The sequence below is a fragment of the Anaerovibrio sp. genome, assembly GCF_024697385.1.
GTDB lineage: Bacteria > Bacillota > Negativicutes > Selenomonadales > Selenomonadaceae > Anaerovibrio.
This window is the reverse complement of record NZ_JAILFV010000107.1, coordinates 1-19,714: the sequence shown is the minus strand read 5'-3', so window position 1 is coordinate 19,714 and position 19,714 is coordinate 1. Positions and strand designations below refer to the sequence as shown.

At 44.3% G+C, this 19,714-nt stretch carries 20 protein-coding genes, 1 pseudogene and 1 other annotated feature; all 21 genes and pseudogenes read right to left on the bottom strand.

The genetic code is table 11. From position 1 onward, the window contains the following. Nucleotides 1-134: 134 nt before the first annotated feature. Nucleotides 135-1,829: a ribonuclease J gene (locus tag K6C05_RS05750; protein WP_296732347.1), complete on the bottom strand. Its 1,695-nt coding sequence runs from the start codon at nt 1,827-1,829 to the stop codon at nt 135-137. A gap of 438 nt (nt 1,830-2,267) precedes the next feature. Continuing rightward, nucleotides 2,268-3,311: a WYL domain-containing protein gene (locus tag K6C05_RS05745; protein WP_296732345.1), complete on the bottom strand. Its 1,044-nt coding sequence runs from the start codon at nt 3,309-3,311 to the stop codon at nt 2,268-2,270. Between the two features lie 140 nt (nt 3,312-3,451). Then, complete coding sequence (locus tag K6C05_RS05740; protein ID WP_296732353.1) at nt 3,452-4,027, bottom strand: aminodeoxychorismate/anthranilate synthase component II; 576 nt, start codon at nt 4,025-4,027, stop codon at nt 3,452-3,454. Continuing rightward, nucleotides 4,008-5,504 (bottom strand): anthranilate synthase component I, encoded by a 1,497-nt coding sequence (trpE, locus tag K6C05_RS05735; protein ID WP_296732342.1) that lies wholly within the window; start codon nt 5,502-5,504, stop codon nt 4,008-4,010. Before trpE ends, K6C05_RS05740 begins: the two co-directional genes overlap by 20 nt. Continuing rightward, a complete protein-coding gene (gene trpA / locus K6C05_RS05730; RefSeq protein ID WP_296732351.1) occupies nt 5,504-6,298 on the bottom strand; it encodes a tryptophan synthase subunit alpha in 795 nt (264 codons plus the stop codon). The genes trpE and trpA overlap by 1 nt, the downstream gene beginning before the upstream one ends. After that, nucleotides 6,298-7,485, bottom strand: coding sequence for a tryptophan synthase subunit beta (gene trpB / locus K6C05_RS05725; protein ID WP_296732350.1), 1,188 nt, complete (start codon nt 7,483-7,485; stop codon nt 6,298-6,300). The genes trpA and trpB overlap by 1 nt, the downstream gene beginning before the upstream one ends. Before the next feature lie 19 nt (nt 7,486-7,504). Further along, nucleotides 7,505-8,275: an indole-3-glycerol phosphate synthase TrpC gene (trpC, locus tag K6C05_RS05720; protein WP_296732339.1), complete on the bottom strand. Its 771-nt coding sequence runs from the start codon at nt 8,273-8,275 to the stop codon at nt 7,505-7,507. Beyond that, complete coding sequence (locus K6C05_RS05715) at nt 8,272-8,889, bottom strand: phosphoribosylanthranilate isomerase (protein WP_296732337.1); 618 nt, start codon at nt 8,887-8,889, stop codon at nt 8,272-8,274. The genes trpC and K6C05_RS05715 overlap by 4 nt, the downstream gene beginning before the upstream one ends. A gap of 57 nt (nt 8,890-8,946) precedes the next feature. Then, nucleotides 8,947-9,256: a binding site (T-box leader), on the bottom strand. An 86-nt stretch (nt 9,257-9,342) separates the two neighbouring features. Beyond that, nucleotides 9,343-9,732, bottom strand: a complete 390-nt coding sequence (locus K6C05_RS05710) for a hypothetical protein (RefSeq protein WP_296732336.1) — start codon at nt 9,730-9,732, stop codon at nt 9,343-9,345. A gap of 14 nt (nt 9,733-9,746) precedes the next feature. Next, nucleotides 9,747-10,259, bottom strand: coding sequence for a 2-amino-4-hydroxy-6-hydroxymethyldihydropteridine diphosphokinase (gene folK, locus K6C05_RS05705; protein ID WP_296732334.1), 513 nt, complete (start codon nt 10,257-10,259; stop codon nt 9,747-9,749). A 1-nt stretch (nt 10,260) separates the two neighbouring features. Next, entirely contained in the window at nt 10,261-10,641 is a 381-nt protein-coding gene (gene folB / locus K6C05_RS05700) for a dihydroneopterin aldolase (RefSeq protein ID WP_296732332.1), read from the bottom strand. Beyond that, nucleotides 10,634-11,491, bottom strand: coding sequence for a dihydropteroate synthase (folP, locus tag K6C05_RS05695; protein WP_296732330.1), 858 nt, complete (start codon nt 11,489-11,491; stop codon nt 10,634-10,636). The genes folB and folP overlap by 8 nt, the downstream gene beginning before the upstream one ends. Beyond that, entirely contained in the window at nt 11,484-12,050 is a 567-nt protein-coding gene (folE, locus tag K6C05_RS05690; RefSeq protein WP_296732328.1) for a GTP cyclohydrolase I, read from the bottom strand. Before folE ends, folP begins: the two co-directional genes overlap by 8 nt. A 3-nt stretch (nt 12,051-12,053) precedes the next feature. Continuing rightward, nucleotides 12,054-13,085: a tRNA preQ1(34) S-adenosylmethionine ribosyltransferase-isomerase QueA gene (gene queA / locus K6C05_RS05685; protein WP_296732326.1), complete on the bottom strand. Its 1,032-nt coding sequence runs from the start codon at nt 13,083-13,085 to the stop codon at nt 12,054-12,056. A gap of 17 nt (nt 13,086-13,102) precedes the next feature. Beyond that, nucleotides 13,103-14,521, bottom strand: a complete 1,419-nt coding sequence (locus tag K6C05_RS05680) for a SpoIID/LytB domain-containing protein (protein ID WP_296732324.1) — start codon at nt 14,519-14,521, stop codon at nt 13,103-13,105. A gap of 23 nt (nt 14,522-14,544) precedes the next feature. Beyond that, nucleotides 14,545-15,156, bottom strand: coding sequence for an epoxyqueuosine reductase QueH (locus K6C05_RS05675; RefSeq protein WP_296732322.1), 612 nt, complete (start codon nt 15,154-15,156; stop codon nt 14,545-14,547). 2 nt (nt 15,157-15,158) lie between these two features. Continuing rightward, nucleotides 15,159-16,175 (bottom strand): Holliday junction branch migration DNA helicase RuvB, encoded by a 1,017-nt coding sequence (ruvB, locus tag K6C05_RS05670; protein WP_296732320.1) that lies wholly within the window; start codon nt 16,173-16,175, stop codon nt 15,159-15,161. A gap of 6 nt (nt 16,176-16,181) precedes the next feature. Continuing rightward, the gene (ruvA, locus tag K6C05_RS05665) at nt 16,182-16,796 is read right to left on the bottom strand and encodes a Holliday junction branch migration protein RuvA (protein ID WP_296732318.1); all 615 of its coding nucleotides are present in this window, start codon (nt 16,794-16,796) and stop codon (nt 16,182-16,184) included. 24 nt (nt 16,797-16,820) lie between these two features. Then, complete coding sequence (locus tag K6C05_RS05660) at nt 16,821-17,681, bottom strand: shikimate dehydrogenase (RefSeq protein ID WP_296732316.1); 861 nt, start codon at nt 17,679-17,681, stop codon at nt 16,821-16,823. A gap of 118 nt (nt 17,682-17,799) precedes the next feature. Beyond that, a pseudogene (locus K6C05_RS05655) lies at nt 17,800-18,285 on the bottom strand (ATP-binding protein); the annotation flags it as partial. Between the two features lie 234 nt (nt 18,286-18,519). Further along, on the bottom strand, nt 18,520-19,714 hold a 1,195-nt coding region (locus K6C05_RS05650; RefSeq protein ID WP_296732313.1), incomplete at its 5' end, for a recombinase family protein.

Genomic DNA, 19,714 nt, shown 5'->3' with positions numbered 1-19,714 from the left:
TTGTTCAAATTTTTCTTCTTTAGAAGAAAAATCTTCCAATTAGCGTTTCAACGAGCTGGGAGATATGCTCGCCAGCTGTTGTAGTTTGTTTTCCCCCACCTAAAGAGGAAGGGGACATCTTAAAGCTCGTTATATCAAATTTCCATAATTATTGGCAAAATCATCGGACGGCGACGGGTACGCTCGAAAATAAACCGCCCCAAAGCATCACGCATGGCAGACTTCAGCCCTGACCACTCTGTAATACCTTCATCCTCACACTTTGCCAGCGCTTCCTCTACGCGATTGCGAACATCATCCATCAGTTCTTCTGATTCACGCACATATACAAAGCCACGGCTCACTATATCCGGTCCGGCAACAACCACGCCCTGTTCCTTGTCCATGGTAACCACTATGATGATAATACCATCCTGGGACAGCTGACGACGGTCGCGGAGCACTATATTACCCACATCGCCGACACCAAGGCCATCAATGAGAATGCGTCCTGATGTAACCCTACCGGCAACACAGCCCTTATTCTTGGTGAATTCCAGAATCTGGCCATTTTCACCGATAAAGATATTGCTCTTTGGCATTCCCAGCTCCTGGGCCAGCTTGGCATGCTTAATAAGGTGACGATACTCACCATGAACAGGTATAAAGAACTTCGGCCGAACCAGGTTATGCATCAGTTTCAGCTCTTCCTGGCTGGCATGGCCGGAAACATGAATACCATTTTCCCTGCCGTATACCACATTAGCACCCAGCTTTAACAGATTGTCTATTGTCCTGGAAACCAGTTTTTCATTTCCAGGAATAGGAGTAGCAGAAATAATAATGGTGTCCCCAGGCACAATGCTTACCTTGCGGTAATCTGACTGGGACATCCTGGTCAGTGCAGACATAGGCTCGCCCTGACTGCCTGTAGTAATAATAACGATTTGATCCGGCGGATAATTATTGATTTCATCAATATCGATGATTGTCCCTTCCGGAGCATTGATATATCCCAGCTGCAGGGAAATATTAACTACATTGACCATACTTCTGCCCAAGACTGCCACCTTGCGCTTATATCTTATGGCAGTATTGATGACCTGCTGAATCCTGTGAACATTTGATGAAAAGGTTGCCAGGATTATACGGGCCTGAGCATTATGAAACGGCTTGTCAAAGGATGAACCAACAGTACTTTCACTTGGAGTATGACCTTCCCTCTCCGCATTGGTACTGTCAGCCATCATTACCAAAACGCCCTTGTTCCCCAGATCGGAAAAACGCCTAAAATCAGTCATCTTCCCATCAATAGGAGTGTAGTCCAGCTTAAAATCACCGGTATGGACAATAGTACCAATAGGAGTTGTAATGGCAAGGCCTACGGCATCAGGTATGCTGTGATTTACACGAATAAAGTTTACACTAAACAATCCGGCCTTGATTGTATCACCCTGTTTTACCGGGTGAAGCATTCCGGAATCAACACCGTTTTCCCGCAGACGGCCCTCAAGAATACCCAAGGTAAGTCTCGTACCATATACAGGCACATTAATCTTCTTCAGTACATAAGGCAATGCACCGATATGATCCTCGTGACCATGGGTAAGTACAATGGCCTTTATCTTATCCTGATTTTCCAGCAGATATGTAAAATCCGGTATAACCAAATCTATACCCAGCATTTCTTCATCAGGAAAGCTCAACCCGGCATCAATAAGCAGTATTTCATCATCGTATCGAACGACAGTCATATTCTTGCCAATTTCGCCCAAGCCACCCAAAGGAATAATCTGTAATTTTTTCTCTTTTGGCAAAAAACACGCACCTCCATAACATTTATTTGTCATAACATCACGATAAAATCCGAATCATATATAACGACCACATACCATACTTTTGTACCAAATGACATGCAGCGTTTAAGCGACGCATGAAAAGCACCCGATTCACAACAAGGCCGTACCAGTTACAACACAAAACTGTGCAGTCCGACGCAAAGGCCGCCACCTGAAAGGAAGGAATCCGCTGCTCCATATTCATCGCATTATGTTATCCTTTTACTATTTAACAAGAAAAGATAGTACTTAAAGATTACTTTATAGGATAATTGACCGAACAAATCATTACTTTGCATTATAAGACATTTTTGCCTTATTTGTAAAGTATTTATCACTTGATTATAACGCCGTTGTTCAAATTTTTCCACTTATATCCATTCACATGCCAAGCTTTTTCATAATATATAAAAGCAGTGGCATAATCAGAAGTTATGCCACCGCATCATATTATTCATACTTTTTTAAAATCTTGGCCAGATGTTCCCTGTAATCCTTGACCACCTGCGGTGAACCCAGCAGTTCAACATCATCGCCAAACCTTACCAGCCAGCTGAAAAAGTTAGTTGACACATATACCTCTGTAGTCAGGCGGAAATGGTTGTTGTCCATAGGACGTATATCCACCTCGGTGCCAAATCTATCAATCATTATCGTAATAAGACTGTTACGGCACTTCAATTTTATTTTGTGTTTATTCTCTTCATTGGCCATCATATTGAATGCACACTGGGAATAGTCTATATACATATCCTTGTTGCGCTTTCTGGCTGCCGGCCGTTTCGTAACAATCAGGGAAGGACCATCTATTCTGTCAATGCGAAAAGTTTTATTGTTCCCAGTACTTTCCTCATAACCAACAAGATAATAATGATCTTCGTTCCATTTCATAAAAAACGGACTGATGATATATGTCTTTCCATTATGTTTTGGGTGAAGCTGTTTGAGAATGTCATATTCATTATACTTGAACTCAATCTGTTTCTTATTGACGATCGCCCTGGTAAGCTTATCAATGGTTAAATTGATATTTTTGGCATAGGGTTTTACATTCTTATTAATATCCTTGTTCCACAACAATTCCGCCGCCTGGTATTTGCTGCAGAGCTTTTGCAGACGGGTAATCAGTGCAGTAGTGGATTTAGCTGAAATAATCTTGGCTGCAGCCACTGCATCCACCAACAGCTTAAGATCTGACAGCTCAAAAATCCTGTCTCCCATGAAGAATGAATTGTTGGAGGATTTGGTAATAACGACATCATAGCCTGAAGCAATCAGCAAATCCACATCGTCTTTTACTGTCTTACGATTAACAGACAGTCCATGTTCCTTCATTTTGTCTATTATTTCTTTGGTTGACAACTGATGCTCCTGATCAGTTTCTTCATTCAACATCTTTAAGAGCAGCAAAATCCTTGCCTTCTTATTACCTTTGACACCCTTTGTGACAGCACCCGAGTTAATCTCACCATCATTAATATAATCATATGCCATCGTAATCACTCCTGCCCTGCTATAAAACACCTTTACAAGCCAACACGATGAATTTAATATCCTATATCCAGATTATATATTACTTAAATTAATTAAGTTTTAACAAATTATATCTTCTTAGTCAACAAAAACATAATATTTCAAAAATTGACAACCTGATTAAGATAATTTTTCATCATTTTTCTTCCTAAAGGGGTCAGAATAGACTCAGGGTGAAACTGCATTCCATAGATAGGGTACTGCCTGTGCTTGAGGCCCATAATCATCCCGTCAGCAAGCTTGGCCGTTACCTGAAGACAATCCGGCAGGGATTCACGCTCTACCACCAGGGAATGATAACGCCCTACCTCCACCTCAGGTGGCAAATCAATATATATTTCTGAACTGTCGTGACTAATTATTGATGTTTTTCCATGAAAAATCTCTCCGGCGCCTACCACCTTGCCACCAAAAACCTCTCCAATAGCCTGATGTCCAAGACAGATTCCCAGGATAGGAATCCTGCCCTTCATATAGTCAATAAGTTCCTCTGTAATACCGGCATCCTTTGGCACGCCAGGACCCGGGGAAAGGATTATGCCTTCATAATTTCTTTTTGCAACTTCCTCTACCGTTATCTGGTCGTTGCGGATTACCTCCACCTCTGAACCAAGGCTGCTCACCAGCTGATAAACATTATAGGTAAAAGAATCATAGTTATCTAAAAGCAACAACATCATTCTCCACCTCCTCCACTACCTTAAACATGGCCTTGGATTTTTGCAGGATTTCATTATACTCAAAATCCGCCCTTGAATCATATACTATACCTGCACCGGACTGAATAAATGCCTTATCGCCGTCTATCACCATAGTCCTAAGAGTGATGCACATATCCATATTTCCATTAAAATCCATATACCCGACTGTCCCGGAATAGGCACCGCGCTTCACAGGCTCCAGCTCCTGTATTATTTCCATGGCCCGCAGCTTTGGAGCACCACTCACAGTACCGGCAGGGAAGCATGCCTTCAGGACATCCATAGGGGTGTAGCCCGTTTTCAGCGTTCCCATGACCTCAGATACCATGTGCATCACATGGGAGAAACGCTCCACCTGACGAAGCTTGGTGACAACCACACTGCCAGGCTCACTTATTCGCCCTATATCGTTCCTAGCAAGGTCTACCAGCATGGAATGCTCGGCACATTCCTTGATATCTGCAACCAGCTCAGCTTCCAGGGACTTGTCCTCATCCTCAGAAGCCCCCCGTCGCCTGGTACCCGCTATTGGATATGTATATACCTGACTTCCCGAAACCTTTACCAGCATTTCCGGGGAAGCAGCAACAAACTTCTTCCTGCCGAAATTCAAATAAAACATATACGGAGAAGGATTCACCTGACGAAGCCTGCGGTAAAAATGAAATGCCGGTTTTGTCACCTTTTCACGGAATTGACAGGATGGTACCACCTGGAAAATATCTCCGGCCACAATATAGTCCTTACATTTTTTTATTATTTTTTCAAACTCCTGGGGCATTGTTCCGTATTTGCCCAGAAAATCCACCTTGTTAGTACGCTTTGCGGCCTTTACCTCCGGCGTTTTGACAGGGGAATAAAGCCTTTGCTCAATTTCGCCCATGTATTTTGCTGCAGCCTCATAAACCTCATCCAGCTCCTGTCCATCATTTACACTTGCCAGATAAATAAGCTGGGAAGCATTTTTTTGCTGGTCAAATACCATCAAAATACGGCATATCATAAACTGACCCAAGAGCTCATCCTGATCAACATCAGCATTTCTGACCCGGTCAAAGACGGCCGAAATTTCATAATTAAAATAACCTACCGCACCGCCATTGGCCAGAGGAAGCTCCTGATTGCCAATGGCACTTTTCAGGCTTTCCATATATCTGTTAATCGTTGACACCGGATCACCATCCAGTGCCTTCATTCTGTCCTCCTCCTGGACCAGCAGACGATTACGATATACCTGAAGGTTAATAAACGGCTTGGCACCTATAAATGAAAACCGCCCAAATTTCTGATGGGCATCAACGGACTCAAGAAGGAATCCCTTGTCTTCTCCCACCAGCTTGTAAAAGGTTGAAACCGGTGTATCAAGGTCTGTAAAAATCGGCATACTTAGAGCTACTATATTTGCTTTGTCGGCTAATTTTTTAAATTCCTCCAATGAGGGCGTCATTTTCATTACTTCACCTTCTCATCCAATGCCTGTCTGATATCAGAAATCAGCCCGGCAGCCTCTTCCATCCTGTTCTCCATAATGAGCTTTACTACGGCAGAGCCAACAATGACAGCATCTGACTTGGCTGCAGCCTCCTGAGCGGCCTGTGGTGTCCCAATACCAAAGCCAACAGCACAAGGAGTATCAGTCTGTTTTTTTACATTTTCAATAACATTGTTAATCGGGGTATAATCTATTTTTCTTACACCGGTTACACCATTTACTGATACACAGTAAATAAAACCATCCGCCGTAGTGCATGTTTCCTTAATGCGGTTTTCAGTGGTTCCCGGAGTGACAAATTCCACCAGATGCAGCCCCTGCTTTTTACAAAGCTGCTTCATCTCACCGGATTCTTCATGGGGTACATCAGGAATTATAAATCCATCAATACCGGCTTCCCTGGCATCAACAGTTAATTTTTCAAAGCCATAATTCAACATGTTGTTAATATAGCCCATTCCCAAAATTGGCACCTGGGTAAATTTTCGTATCTCCCTTACCAGATCCAAAACCTTCGGCAAAGTCATTCCCCTTTGAATTGCCTGATAGGATGCTGCCTGGATAATAGGCCCATCCGCCATGGGGTCTGAAAAAGGAATTCCCAGTTCAATAATGTCTGCACCGGATTTTTCTGCCATCTTAACAGCATCAATGGTGCCCTGTATATCCGGCATGCCTGCTGTAAGGTAAATAACCAGTCCCTTTTTGTTTTGAGCTGCCAACTCCTTGAATTTATCCTGTAAACGACTCATAATCAAAGCTCCTCTCCCAACGCTTTTGCTACCTGCTGTACATCCTTGTCCCCACGGCCTGACAATGTAACTACCACTACCTCATCACTTGTGGTTTGCGGCATGAGTTTTTCCAGATATGCCAATGCATGTGAGCTTTCCACTGCAGGAATAATTCCCTCTTCCCTTGATAACAGCTGGAATGCATCCAATGCCTCCTGATCGTTGATACCAACATATTTCACTGTACCTTCATCATGGAACATGGCATGCTCAGGACCGACTCCCGGATAATCCAGCCCTGCTGAAATGGAATATACCTCTATTACCTGACCATCATCATCCTGTGCCAAATAGCTATATGCCCCATGAAGTACTCCAGGCCTGCTGGCCGGATTGGACAAGGTCTGGGCATTATCCCCGACAGCCGGACCCCTGCCGGCAGCCTCGACACCTATTTTCCGTACATTGGCATCATTTCTGAATTCATAAAAGGTTCCGATAGCATTGGAACCACCACCAACACAGGCAATAAGGTAATCCAGGCGCCCATTGGTTTCCTTGAGAAGCTGCTGGCGTATCTCACTGCCAATAACAGACTGGAAATCACGAACCATTGTAGGATATGGATGCGGGCCTACCGCCGAACCGATAATATAATGAGTATCCTCAATATGAGCAGCCCAATACCTTATGGCCTCGCTGGTAGCATCCTTTAAGGTGGATGTGCCGGTAGTCACAGGTACCACCTCTGTGCCCAGGAGCTTCATCTTGAACACATTCAGCTTTTGGCGCTCGATATCCACAGCACCCATGAAAACCTTGCATTCCATACCAAACAGAGCTGCTACTGTGGCAGTTGCCACTCCATGCTGGCCTGCGCCTGTCTCGGCAATTATACGCTTTTTGCCCATGCGCTTTGCCAAAAGCACCTGTCCCAGTGCATTGTTTATTTTATGGGCTCCGGTATGAAGCAGATCCTCCCTTTTAAGAAATATTTTTGCCCTGCCATAATGCTTTGTAAGCCTTTCAGCGTAATATAAGAGTGTAGGACGGCCGGCATACTCCATGTAATAGCTTTTTAATTCCGCCAAAAAATCCGGATCATTACGATATTTTTCATATGCAGCCTCCAACTCAGTGAGAACCGGCATTACAATCTCCGGAACATACTGTCCACCATATTTTCCAAATCTTCCCTTTGCCATAATTTATTCCTCCTAAATCTTTTTACATCAATGCAAATTTTCTGGTTTGTTCACCAACATTATCAGCAACCACAAGGCCCTCACCTACTAAAATCCCATCGACTCCGGCTTCGTGAAGCTGCCTTACATCCTCCAGGGTGTGTATACCACTTTCACTTATAAGTGTTCTCTGTCTGTCTGCGTATTGCAGCAGCTCCCTGGTATTATCTATGGTAGTTTTAAACAGCTGTAAATTGCGATTGTTGATCCCAATAAATCTTGCCGGTGTTTTTAAGGCAATTTCCATATCCCGCCGGTCATGTACCTCCAGCAGTGCATCCATCCCCAGGCTCCAGGCCGTATATAAAAACTTCTTCAGTGTAGCCTCATCAAGGATACGAACAATAAGCAGGATTGCATCTGCCCCCAGCATTCTTGACTCATATATCTGATATTCATCTATGATGAAATCCTTACGCAATATGGGAATATCCACCATTGACCTGATTTTTACCAAATCCTCGTTTTTGCCCAGGAAATGTGGATCGGTATGAACTGATAACATGCTGGCTCCATTTTTTTCATAAATTTCAGCTAACTGGGCAGCCGTATAATCATGCTGAAACCTTCCCTTTGACGGTGATTGCAGTTTGCATTCTGCGATCAGGTTCCAATCTCGCTTCTCAAATTTCAGGCTCATGGCAAAACCGCCCATTTTCACTTGTTCTTTTATGCTGTCAAGGGGCATCTCTGCTTTTGCCCTATCAACTATATCCCGTTTCTTTTCCACTATTTCAGCCAAATAATCCCTCATACTTCTCTTCCTTTCCTGCCTGCTGCCTCCAGGAATTTCCTGATAAGCTCCTTGGATTTGTTACCATTTATTTCCATGGACCCTGAGGCATCTATACCATAGGGATGAAACAGCTTGATTGCTTCACCTACATTGTCAGCACTAACTCCTCCGGCTATCATGTACGGCTTTTTGAGGCTGCATATCTCTCCGGCAGCTTCCTGCCAGGCAAAGCTGATGCCACTTCCTCCGGCTGTGTTTTTGCTGTAGCTGTCTATGAGCACAATCTCTGCCGGATATGCTTCTGCTTTTGAAACGGAGAAATCATCCCCATAACGAAAGGCCTTTATAACCGGCAAATCAATCTGTTCTGCATATTCTACCTGCTCACTGCCGTGAAGCTGAACGAAGTCAAGGCCACAATACTCTGCCAGCTCATTCACCTCGGCCAAATCCTGGTTGACAAAAACTCCCACCTTTTGAGGCCCCTTTATTGCATCACATATGGACCTTACCGTTTCCGGCGGACAGTATCTGCGATATTGCTTATTCATGATAAAGCCGATATAATCAGCATTCCCTGCCGCCCGGGCCGAATCAATATCCTTGATGCCGCAAATTTTAATGTTAACCATAGACTCGCCTCCAAAAACAAAAAAACCATTTCCCTCCACATACGACTATAAAGCCATATATGGGGCGAAATGGTTTCGCTGTGCCACCCAATTTCAGTGATAAAAAAAACATCCTGCCCCAATCCGAGACAAAATGTTTGCGCCACTCGTAATATCACTCTCTTAAGTACGGGAAATAAATCCGATACTGCAGCCCAATAACGGTGGCAACCGTTCCAGCCTAATTACCACATTTCCATGGCTTTCGGTGGACTCTCTTGGGACCATTCACTTATCACTTTTCACAGGTCATCCCACCTCCGGTTCCCCGGCACCTGCTCGCTGACAAAAGTTGGACAAGCTACTATTTCCCAATCAATGATTTCAAGTATTCAACTTTCAATATGGTCATGTTATTACATTTATGGTGTTATGTCAACACTTTTTTTGTAAACTGTCCTTCTTGATTGAATTTTAAACAAAAAAACTGTAAAGGGAGTACACCAATATCCCCACCACAATTGCAATAACAGCCAACGGCAAAGCAACAAAGACAAATCCCGCTATCAGCACTGCTACAGCAGCCGCAATCAATATTTTAGTCAGGAAGCCACTGCCGGAAGAAATTCTGATAATACGCGGGCCACTTCCCCGCCTGCCATTCCAGCCACTGCTACCACGACTGCCATAGCCGTAAAACCTACTTCCCCTGTTATCAGATTGCTGGTCCGTACTGTTTGAATCAATGGTCACTCCATCATAAGCATGGCTTTCACCCTTTTGCATCTCCCGCACATTACCTGTATGGCAATTCGGACAGATTCCGTCTGCATTAAGCTCTTGCCCACACTGCGAACATATCATGTCTGATCACTCCCTTACACAAAAAATACCGGACCGGTGTTACTGACCTTAACTATTTCATCCCTGTCTGACAATATATCAAGATACTCAGAGATTCCTCTGCCATTAATCATGAGCTCCGGTGCTATTTCCTGCAAAGGCACCAAAACAAAAGACCTCTCAAGCATATATGGATGGGGAATTACCAGCTCAGGGAGCCTTACCTTGATCCCCTCAATGTAAAGCAGGTCCAAATCTATTGTCCTGGGTCCCCAATGCTCATGGCGAACCCGTCCCAACCCCCGTTCAATATCCTGACAAAGGGACAACAGGTCGTGAGGCTTCAAGGATGTCCTGACCAAAAGCGCCCCATTCAAAAAAAAGGGCTGCTCAGTATTTCCCCAAGGTGGAGTCCTATACAATGATGATACACTTATAAGCTGAATTTTATCTGAAGCCGCCAGCTGATTTACAGCAGCTTTTATATTGGCTTCCTTGTCCCCAATATTCGAGCCGATACTGATATAACAATCATATGTACCTAACATATTATAATTCCTGTAAATAATCCTGCCTGTTGCGGACAAGGCGGATGCTCACATCCTTAAAAACCCCTTGTATCGGTGCACCAGGCTTATGAATAATAACCTCAAGGCCTTCAATCAGATCAAAGCCACGGAAGATTTCATGGGCTATTCTGTCCGCCAGCCTTTCCAACAGTTTCACAGGACTGCCTTCCACAATCCTTCGTACCCTGTCAAAAACAGCGGCATAATTTACGGTTTCATCAAGGCAGTCTGTGGCACCGGCATTATGTAGGTCAATATACATTATTAAATCAACAATAAACCTTTGTCCCAGGGTATTTTCCTCAGGCAGGGCCCCATGCCGCCCATAGAATTCCATACCGGATAAATATATACTATCCATGTCTCTCTGCTCCCATAATTGCATCGGTAATACGGCACATCTTTACAATCGGGGCCACATCATGCACACGCATGATATCACAGCCCTTCATGATTCCCACTACACAGGTGGCTCCTGTGGCTTCCATCCTCTCATCCACCGGCAAATTCAATGTCTTGCCAATAAAGCTTTTGCGGCTTGTGCCAAGAAGGACCGGATACTGACAGCCCTCTATCTCCCCGATTTCCTCCAAACGCTTCATCACATATAAATTATCCTCACAGGTTTTGCCAAAACCAATCCCAGGATCAAGGATAATATTATCCCGTTTGATACCTGCTTCAATGGCAATTTTAATGCCATCACCAAAAAAAGCTTTCATGCAGTGGATAATGTCACCATTATATTCAGTATTGGCCTGGTTGTGCATGAGTATCACAGGCAGATTATACCTGGCTGCGACCTCAGCCATCAGCCCTGGCTCCTCACTGTATTGCAGGCCCCAGATATCATTCAGTATATGCACACCTGCCGCTGCAGCAAATTCAGCAGTCTCTGACTTGAAGGTATCAATAGATACCGGCACCGGGCAGGCCTCCAATATCGGTTTGAGGTATTTTTCCAGACGCTGAATCTCATCGGAGGCTGACATGGGACTAAAACCCGGTCTGCTGGATTCAGCTCCAATATCAATTATATCAGCCCCGGCCTCCACCATTTCTTTCATGTGCTTTATAGCAAGATCAACATCATTCCACTTACCACCGTCAGAAAACGAATCCGGAGTGACATTCAAAATCCCCATAACCAGAGTTTTTTTCCCAAGCTCCAATGTCTTCCCATCCGGCCATCTATACAATCTTTTATTCATTACTGTTCCATCCTAACATATTCCACGCCTGCTGATACATATGACTGTCCTTCCTGAGACATCCCCTGGAGGCAGAGGTAATCGTTCGGGTACCATTGGCCATATCACCGCGCATCATCATACAAAGCTGCTGGGCCTCCATGATTACCAATACTCCCTCAGCCGCAAGACCTTTTTCCACAGCCTGGGCAATCTCCTCCGTCATGCGTTCCTGCAGCTGTGGCCTATGTGATATGATCTCCACCATTTTGGTAAACTTACTGAACCCGGCAATCATACCATCATGGGGCTTATATGCTATAGAAACACGGCCAAAGAAGGGCACCAGATGATGTTCGCACATCGAATAAAAGGGAATATCCCTGACTGCCACGATTCCATCATTTTCAGCCGAAAACAATTCTCCCCATACCTTATCAGTATCAGTTCCATAACCGTCAAACAAGCCTGCATACATTTCAGTAACCCGTGCCGGCGTTTTTTCCATCCCTGCAGCCTGCAAATCAATGCCAATGGCTTCCAGGAATTCCTGCATCGCCTTTATCGCCTTCTGGTTCATAGCTTATCCCTTTCGTTTTATCATCATTGCATCCCCAAAGGAAAAGAAACGATATCTTTCCTCAACGGCCTTTTTATATGCCTCAAGAACGAATTCCCTGCCGGCAAAGGCACTTATCAGCATGATAAGCGTTGATTTTGGCAAATGAAAATTGGTAATAATCCCATCCACGATTTTAAACTCATATCCCGGGTATATGAATATATCGGTCCAATCTGTTTTGCCAGCTATTTCTCCCACTCCGGAGGCCGCAGATTCCAATGTGCGGATAGAGGTAGTTCCCACCGCTATTACACGCTTGCCGGCCGCCTTTGTGGCCTTTATAAGGTCTGCTGTCTCCTGGGAAATGCTGTAATACTCCTTGTGCATCACATGGTCCTCTATGGTATCCACGCTGACAGGTCTGAAAGTCCCCAGGCCTACATGCAATGTTACAAAGCCCATATTAACACCCATTTCCTGCAGGTCATTCATCTGTTCCTTGGTAAAATGCAGGCCGGCAGTAGGTGCTGCAGCTGAGCCCTTTTCCCGGGAATATACCGTCTGATAACGCTCACTGTCTGCAAGCTTCTCATGAATATATGGTGGTAATGGCGTCTCACCCAAACGGTCAAGAATTTCCTCAAAAATCCCCTCATAGCTGAATTTAACAATTCTGCCACCAAAATCAGTGCTTTCCTGTACGGTGCATACCAGCTCATCACTAAAACGAACAACCTGTCCGGCTCGGGCCTTGCGCCCTGGCTTTACCAGAGTCTCCCAGGTATCACCATCAATACGACGAAGCAAAAAGACCTCTACCTTGCCACCTGTACCCTCACGCCAGCCTAAAAGCCTTGCAGGCATTACCCTGGTATCATTCAAAATCAATGTATCACCAGGCTCCAAAAACTCCTTTAGGTCATAGAAATGCTTATGCTCAATGCTTTTTTCTACCGGATCCAGCACCATCAAACGCGAAAAATTCCTTGGCTCCACCGGAGTCTGGGCAATCAGTTCCTCAGGTAAATCATAATCAAATTCTGTCAGCTTCATCTTTTCTCCCAAATATATCAGTACATTTTATAAATCTCAATATCAGTATAATAATGATGCAGAATATCCTCATATTTTTTCCCTGCATCTGCCATAGCCTTGGCACCATACTGGGACATTCCCAGTCCATGACCAAAACCATGTCCGTCAAATATTATATCCACAGATGTATTTTCCACCTTGAGCTTGGTCCCGGTCATTGCTGCCGGAGCTGCGTCAATGGTACCAGTATTCTTATGACTGGTATTCTTTTTATTATTATCCGGTGGAAGCTTGGCCATGCGTTCAGTACGGACTACAAAATAAGTGCTTTTTAGTCCAAAAATCTGACGAACCTGCTGTCCTGTAAGTACAACAGTCTGCCCAGAGCCCACGAATTTCACCCCGCTGGCCCTGCCGGAATCCAATACGCCATTAATACTTTTACCAACGGGCACCATGGAAATACTTTTCAGCTGTCCGATATTCTTTCCGGCTGCACTCAGGAGCTTCTGGACCTGAGCGGCCTTAAAGCGGACTGACCAATTATGGTATGGTGACTTGCTGTCATCATCCTTGACAGATCTAAGGTATGGCAGATTATTGCCCCATACATCCTCAGAATTCTCTGTGGAGCCTCCGGAGGAAGCATGATAAGGCGCATATATAGGCTTTCCCTGATAAGTCATCACCATGCCCTTGGTAGCATCCACGGCATCCGATGTTGTTTTCGACTCATTTGACAGGCCATCGTATACCTGACAGTGCGTGGAATCACATAAATCGTATCCGTCTCCCAGATGAGCCTTCTGGTTTTTCATATAAAAAGTATAGGTCCTGGCTGCTACTGCCTGAGCCTTTAAAGCTTCCATATTCCAGGCAGGAGACATTTCCGAAGGCAATACCCCTTTGATATAATCCTCTACCGATATCTTATTTACAATCAGCAGCTTGCCACCTACTATGCTGACCAATATCTGGCCGCGATATTCATTTTTATTGTATTTGATTCGCCCACCAGAGAATTTTTCCACAGGAACAAACAGCAGCTCGGAAACACCGCTGTTTTTACCATTGACCAATATAGAGTTCCCTTCCACAGACAGATTGGCAACAATATTGCTTCGGAAATCACCATGCTGTCGTCCATCAGAAGTGCCATATATGTGCATACCATCCACAGAGCTGATGCTGGCCGATGCCATACCGCTTGCCAGACCTACCTTTATTATGCTGGCCTCGGACTCATGCTTTCGCCATGAAGCCCTGTCATCAGTATCCTTTTTTTCTTCTGGTTTCACGGTAGAATCCTGCTTTTTCCAGGTGGTGGCAGGTTTTTTCCCTACACCGGGATACAGCATAGAAGCCTCTGCCAGGCCCTGTCCCAACACGGCAGTACCTATAAACAGGGCCAACAGCCCCTGTACAATGCCCTTACAGAAACACGATTTAATCATTGAATACACCTCTATCCTAATAATCAGGCCAATTGGCCATTTGCCTCCAAAAGTGCTCTTTTCCTGGCCTTTGCAGCCTTTTTTCTCTCTTTTCGTATCGCCCTGCTGTACCTCTCCTCTTCACTGAAGATACACCCACAATAGGGCTGCCGGTATAATTCCAGCTCCTTGCTGATATCAATTCCCTCCTGCCAGCCAGGACGAAAATCCTCATAGTAAAAATCCACACCGTATACCCGGGCAAAATGCTCTGCCGTTTCCTTCATAAGCTCATGCTGCTGATAAATACTATAAAACAATGTTGAGGAAAAGGCATCATATCCATTTTCAGCAGCAAATTTTGCAGTCTGCTCCAACCGCCAGGTGTAGCACATCCGGCATCGGCCATTTTCTACGGATTCAGCCGCCAAGGCCTTGCGCAAGAAATCACGCAGCATATAGTTATCATCAGTAATTATACGCATATCCACCTTTTCAGCAAACTCCCTGGCTGTTTTCAGCCTGGTATCCCATTCCTTATAAGGGTGAATATTGGGATTGAAAAAATATCCCGTAGGTTCTACACCATCTTCCCTGAGCTTTTTGACAGGATAACAGGAGCAAGGCCCACAACACATATGTAATAATAGATTCATCTTCACATCTCCGGATATGGAATCCCCAGGTGCTCATAGCCGGCCCTGGTAACCACCCTTCCCCGGGGGGTTCTGTTAATATAGCCCAGCTGGAGCAGATAAGGCTCATAAACATCTTCTATAGTATCGTTTTCTTCACTTATGGCAGCGGCCAGGGTATCTATTCCCACTGGTCCTCCACCAAACTTTTTGATCATTGCCTCCAGCATGCAGCGGTCGGTACGGTCGAGGCCCATTTTATCGACTTCCAGCCGCAGCAGTGCATCATCAGCAATACTGTCCGTAACTAAGCCATCACCGGTAATCTGGGCAAAATCCCTCACCCGTTTCAACAGGCGGTTGGCTATACGAGGAGTTCCGCGGGAACGACGGGCAATCTCCAGTGCTCCCTTATCCTCAATTTTGATATCCAATATATCAGCAGCCCTTTTAATTACAAGCACCAGTTCCTCAGGCTTGTAATATTCCAGACGGGAAATAACACCAAACCTGTCACGCAGCGGAGCAGCCAGGGCACCAGCTCTTGTGGTAGCCCCTATAAGGGTAAATGGAGCTATATCCAGCCTGATGGAGCGTGCGCTTGGGCCCTTGCCTATAACAATATCCAGGGCATAGTCCTCCATGGCAGAATATAACACTTCTTCCACATTTCTGGATAAGCGATGGATTTCATCAATAAACAGTACATCATGCTCATTAAGGTTAGTAAGCAATGCTGCCAAATCTCCGGAATGGTTTATGGCCGGGCCGGAGGTCACCCGGAAATTAACTCCCAGCTCATTGGCAATTATTCCCGCCAGGGTGGTCTTTCCCAGCCCCGGAGGACCATATAAAAGCACATGGTCCAGTGCCTCACTCCTTTTCAGTGCCGCCTTGATAAAAATATCAAGATTTTCCTTGACCTTCTCCTGACCGATATATTCCCTGAGGTGATGGGGACGCAGGCTGTATTGCCATTCATCTCCTGACTGTTCGTTTGTGGTAACCAGTCTTTCCTCATCAAAAACAATATCCTCCATCCCTTATCACCTCCTAGATAATTCCTTCAATGCCCTTTTAATCATTTCCTGGACATCAGTTGACGAATCAGGCGCACCCAGCTTCTGAAGTACTGTATTTACCTCTGCCTGACTATACCCCAGGGACATCAGGGCAGCAGCAGTCTCACTCAGCACATCATCAGCCACAGCATCCACGCCAATTCCTGTGCCGACAACCTCCGAATCATCCTCGCTCCCGGCAAAATGCAGCTTATCCTTTAATTCAAGTATCATGCGCTCGGCTGATTTTTTCCCTATACCAGGGAGACCTGTCAACAGCTTGACACTTTTACTCTGTATAGCCTGACTCAACGCCGCAGGAGTAATGGCACCAATTATGCCCATGGCGACCTTGGGACCAATACCGCTGACTGTAATCAGCAATTCAAACAGATCATACTCCTCCTGGGTCAAAAAACCGTAAAGGAGCATGGCATCCTCCCTGACGCTCAAATGGGTAAACAGCCTTGCCTCCTGTCCCTGCCTCAGACTGCTTCTGGTATTGTTGGACACAAATACACGATAGCCTACGCCGCCTACATCCAAAAGACAATAATCTATATAAATATACTCTACTTTTCCCTTTAAAAAACCTATCATATAGAAATCAAAACTCCAATTAATTTATTTTCCCTGTTCCAGGGCTTTTCTGAGCGCCTTAGTCATAACCCTTTGGTCCGGCTCCATGCCGGTCCACAATCTGAAGGATTCAGCTCCCTGCCCAACAAGCATCGCTTCACCATTAAGTGTTTTACAGCCATGCTCTCTGGCCGTCTTCAAAAAGAGAGTTTCAGCAGGAGTATAGATAATATCATAAACAAAAATACCATCTTGTACCTTATCCCACTGTATTGGGGGCATATTATCCACCTGAGGATACATGCCCAAGGGAGTGGCATTTATCAATAGCTCTGCCCCCTGCAAGGCCTGGTCAAAGGTTTCAGACTGCCAATCCAACAGGGATATTTCCATATACTGGCTGAAATAATCCACCAAAGGTTTCACCTTGGGAACATTGCGCACCCCAATTGTGAGGCTGGCGACCTTTTCCTGAACAAGGCCCCATATAATGGCTCTGGCAGCACCACCGGCCCCTAAAAGAACAGCATTTTTACCGGCAGGCTCAAAGCCATTTTGCTTCATTCCCTTAACAAAGCCCACCACATCTGTATTGTAACCAATCAGACGACCATCATCGTTCACTATCGTGTTAACCGCGCCGAGGATTTCAGCATCCTTATCAATGGCATCGAGGTACTTTATTACATTTTCCTTATGGGGAATAGTCACATTGAGTCCACACACCGAAAAGGCCTTCATTCCCTTTATTGCATCCTCAAGCATTTCATTTGCAACCGGCATGGCCGTATAAACATAATCTATCCCGGCCGCTTCAATAGCCGCATTCTGAAACACCGGTGACAAAGAGTGAGCCACAGGATTTCCAATAACCGATAATACTTTTGTCTTGCCTGTAATAATCATCTCGCACCTCAAAAAAGATAATGGAAAAATAATTCGGTAAATAACACATACATAGTCATTATAACGCCATTATTCATATTTTGCCACAGTCAAAGTCATCCGGTTGTCGTTTTAGCTGCTATATTTCATAATCCTTATCATTTCTCAGCTGTATAGCCTCAGCTATATGCAGGGCCTCTATGTTTTCTGTTCCTGCCAAATCTGCTATAGTACGGGCTACCTTTATGATACGGTCATAGGATCTGGCAGAAAGATGCATATTCCTGAAAGCCTGTTCCAAAAGTGACTGTGCTTTGGGCTCCAAAATGCAAAACCTTTGAAGTAAAGCATGATTCATCTGGGCATTACAAAACAGATGGTAGGGAGACAATCTTTTCAACTGAATTGCTCTGGCAGCCACAACCCTCTTCCGAATAACTGCAGATGGTTCAGCCTTGCTTTTGGAGGAAAGCTCCTCATATTTCACCCTGGAAATTCTTACATTAATATCGATGCGATCCAATAATGGCCCGGAAATTCTTTGATGATATTTCTTGATTTCACTGGGGGTGCACTCGCAGGGATGTTCCTTATCACCATACCAGCCACACCTGCATGGGTTCACGACCATCTGACCTTGATACTATGTAACGATTACCCCTTAAACCAGCTTAACGATAAACCCCTATTAAAATTTTCTAAGCCCCCGATATTACAAGGTTTATCGACATAGTATTGCACCCCACTAATATGTTTCCTGCCATCGGTTACTATAGAATTTTTTTATCAATCCCAACATTTGTATATACCAATAATGATAAAAAAGAGACAACAACCCTTTCCGGATTGCTGCCTCTTCTTATTTTACTGCAACTTCTATCCCACCAACAAACACCACCAGATAGTCATGCTGCCCCCTAACCAGAATATGGTCAATCAAAGCTATCCACATTCTCTCATCGTATTCTTTATTTACTTCCTCTACTTTCAAAAGCAACCATTCCAACAGACATTTTCTGTCCTGCCGATTAGATATTTCATTACTTAACCTCTCGTACTCCTTATAAATAGATTTATCATTCAAAGCCTTATACTTTTCTGCTACCCTATCCAACTTAGCTTTCAACTGTTTAGTGCCACATTCTTTATTTATGATACTGCTTATTTTAGTTCTAATCTTATCTGTATTCCCCAGCATTTTATCGACTGCTGTTTTAACAATGCCAGCAATTTCATTTTCATAGAGATGCGTCGATTTACAGGGCTTTCCTTTTACCGCATACTTCTTATTGCATCTATATATTATTTTTCTGTACTTAGTGTTCGAACCCCAAACCTTACGGCCGTACCATGCCCCACATACTCCGCATTTTATCTTATTGGAATAAAAATCCGGACCATAGCAATGCATACCATTTCTTCTGGTCATCTCTGCCTGAACAATTTTAAATACTGCGGGTTCAATAATTGCCTCATGATGATCCTCAACATAATACTGTGGTAATTCACCATTATTTTTCTTTCTTACCTTTTCTAAAAAGTTAGGACAGAATGTTTTCTGTAGCTTAGCATCCCCACAATATTTCTCATTTGTAAGAATTGATTTTACAGTAGAAGGATGCCATTTCAGTTTATCCCGTATAGTCCTTATACCCCTTTTTTCCAATTCCTTACAAATATAGTACGGTGAATATCCCCTAAGAAACAAATTGTAGATTAATTTTACAGTTTCTGCCTCCTCTGGGTTGATTTTAAAATCCCTATCATAACCTAAAAGGTTATTATCGCCTATTTTAATCTTCCCCTCTGCAAACTGTTTACGCCAGCCCCAGGCAGTATTTTCTGAAATACTACGGCTTTCCTCCTGAGCTAAAGAGCTCATTATGGTAATCAGGAGCTCACCCTTTGAATCCAGAGTCCAGATATTCTCTTTTTCAAAATATATCTCAACCCCTTTTTCCTTTAGGCTCCTCACTGTAGACAATGAATCAACTGTATTTCTCGCAAAACGGCTTACAGATTTTGTGATGATGAGGTCAATTTTACCAGCCATG

Bases quoted from the DNA above. Each gene is read 5' to 3' on its own strand.
- trpC (WP_296732339.1), bottom strand. From the start codon at position 8,275: ATGAGGGATTATTTGGCTGAAATAGTGGAAAAGAAACGGGATATAGTT.
- K6C05_RS05660 (WP_296732316.1), bottom strand. From the start codon at position 17,681: ATGATTATTACAGGCAAGACAAAAGTATTATCGGTTATTGGAAATCCT.
- K6C05_RS05675 (WP_296732322.1), bottom strand. From the start codon at position 15,156: ATGAATCTATTATTACATATGTGTTGTGGGCCTTGCTCCTGTTATCCT.
- K6C05_RS05745 (WP_296732345.1), bottom strand. From the start codon at position 3,311: ATGGCATATGATTATATTAATGATGGTGAGATTAACTCGGGTGCTGTC.
- ruvB (WP_296732320.1), bottom strand. From the start codon at position 16,175: ATGGAGGATATTGTTTTTGATGAGGAAAGACTGGTTACCACAAACGAA.
- K6C05_RS05680 (WP_296732324.1), bottom strand. From the start codon at position 14,521: ATGATTAAATCGTGTTTCTGTAAGGGCATTGTACAGGGGCTGTTGGCC.
- K6C05_RS05715 (WP_296732337.1), bottom strand. From the start codon at position 8,889: ATGGTTAACATTAAAATTTGCGGCATCAAGGATATTGATTCGGCCCGG.
- K6C05_RS05750 (WP_296732347.1), bottom strand. From the start codon at position 1,829: ATGACAAATAAATGTTATGGAGGTGCGTGTTTTTTGCCAAAAGAGAAA.
- ruvA (WP_296732318.1), bottom strand. From the start codon at position 16,796: ATGATAGGTTTTTTAAAGGGAAAAGTAGAGTATATTTATATAGATTAT.
- folB (WP_296732332.1), bottom strand. From the start codon at position 10,641: ATGGATAGTATATATTTATCCGGTATGGAATTCTATGGGCGGCATGGG.
- folK (WP_296732334.1), bottom strand. From the start codon at position 10,259: ATGTTAGGTACATATGATTGTTATATCAGTATCGGCTCGAATATTGGG.
- trpE (WP_296732342.1), bottom strand. From the start codon at position 5,504: ATGAAAATGACGCCCTCATTGGAGGAATTTAAAAAATTAGCCGACAAA.
- K6C05_RS05710 (WP_296732336.1), bottom strand. From the start codon at position 9,732: ATGATATGTTCGCAGTGTGGGCAAGAGCTTAATGCAGACGGAATCTGT.
- queA (WP_296732326.1), bottom strand. From the start codon at position 13,085: ATGAAGCTGACAGAATTTGATTATGATTTACCTGAGGAACTGATTGCC.
- folE (WP_296732328.1), bottom strand. From the start codon at position 12,050: ATGAACCAGAAGGCGATAAAGGCGATGCAGGAATTCCTGGAAGCCATT.
- folP (WP_296732330.1), bottom strand. From the start codon at position 11,491: ATGAATAAAAGATTGTATAGATGGCCGGATGGGAAGACATTGGAGCTT.
- K6C05_RS05740 (WP_296732353.1), bottom strand. From the start codon at position 4,027: ATGTTGTTGCTTTTAGATAACTATGATTCTTTTACCTATAATGTTTAT.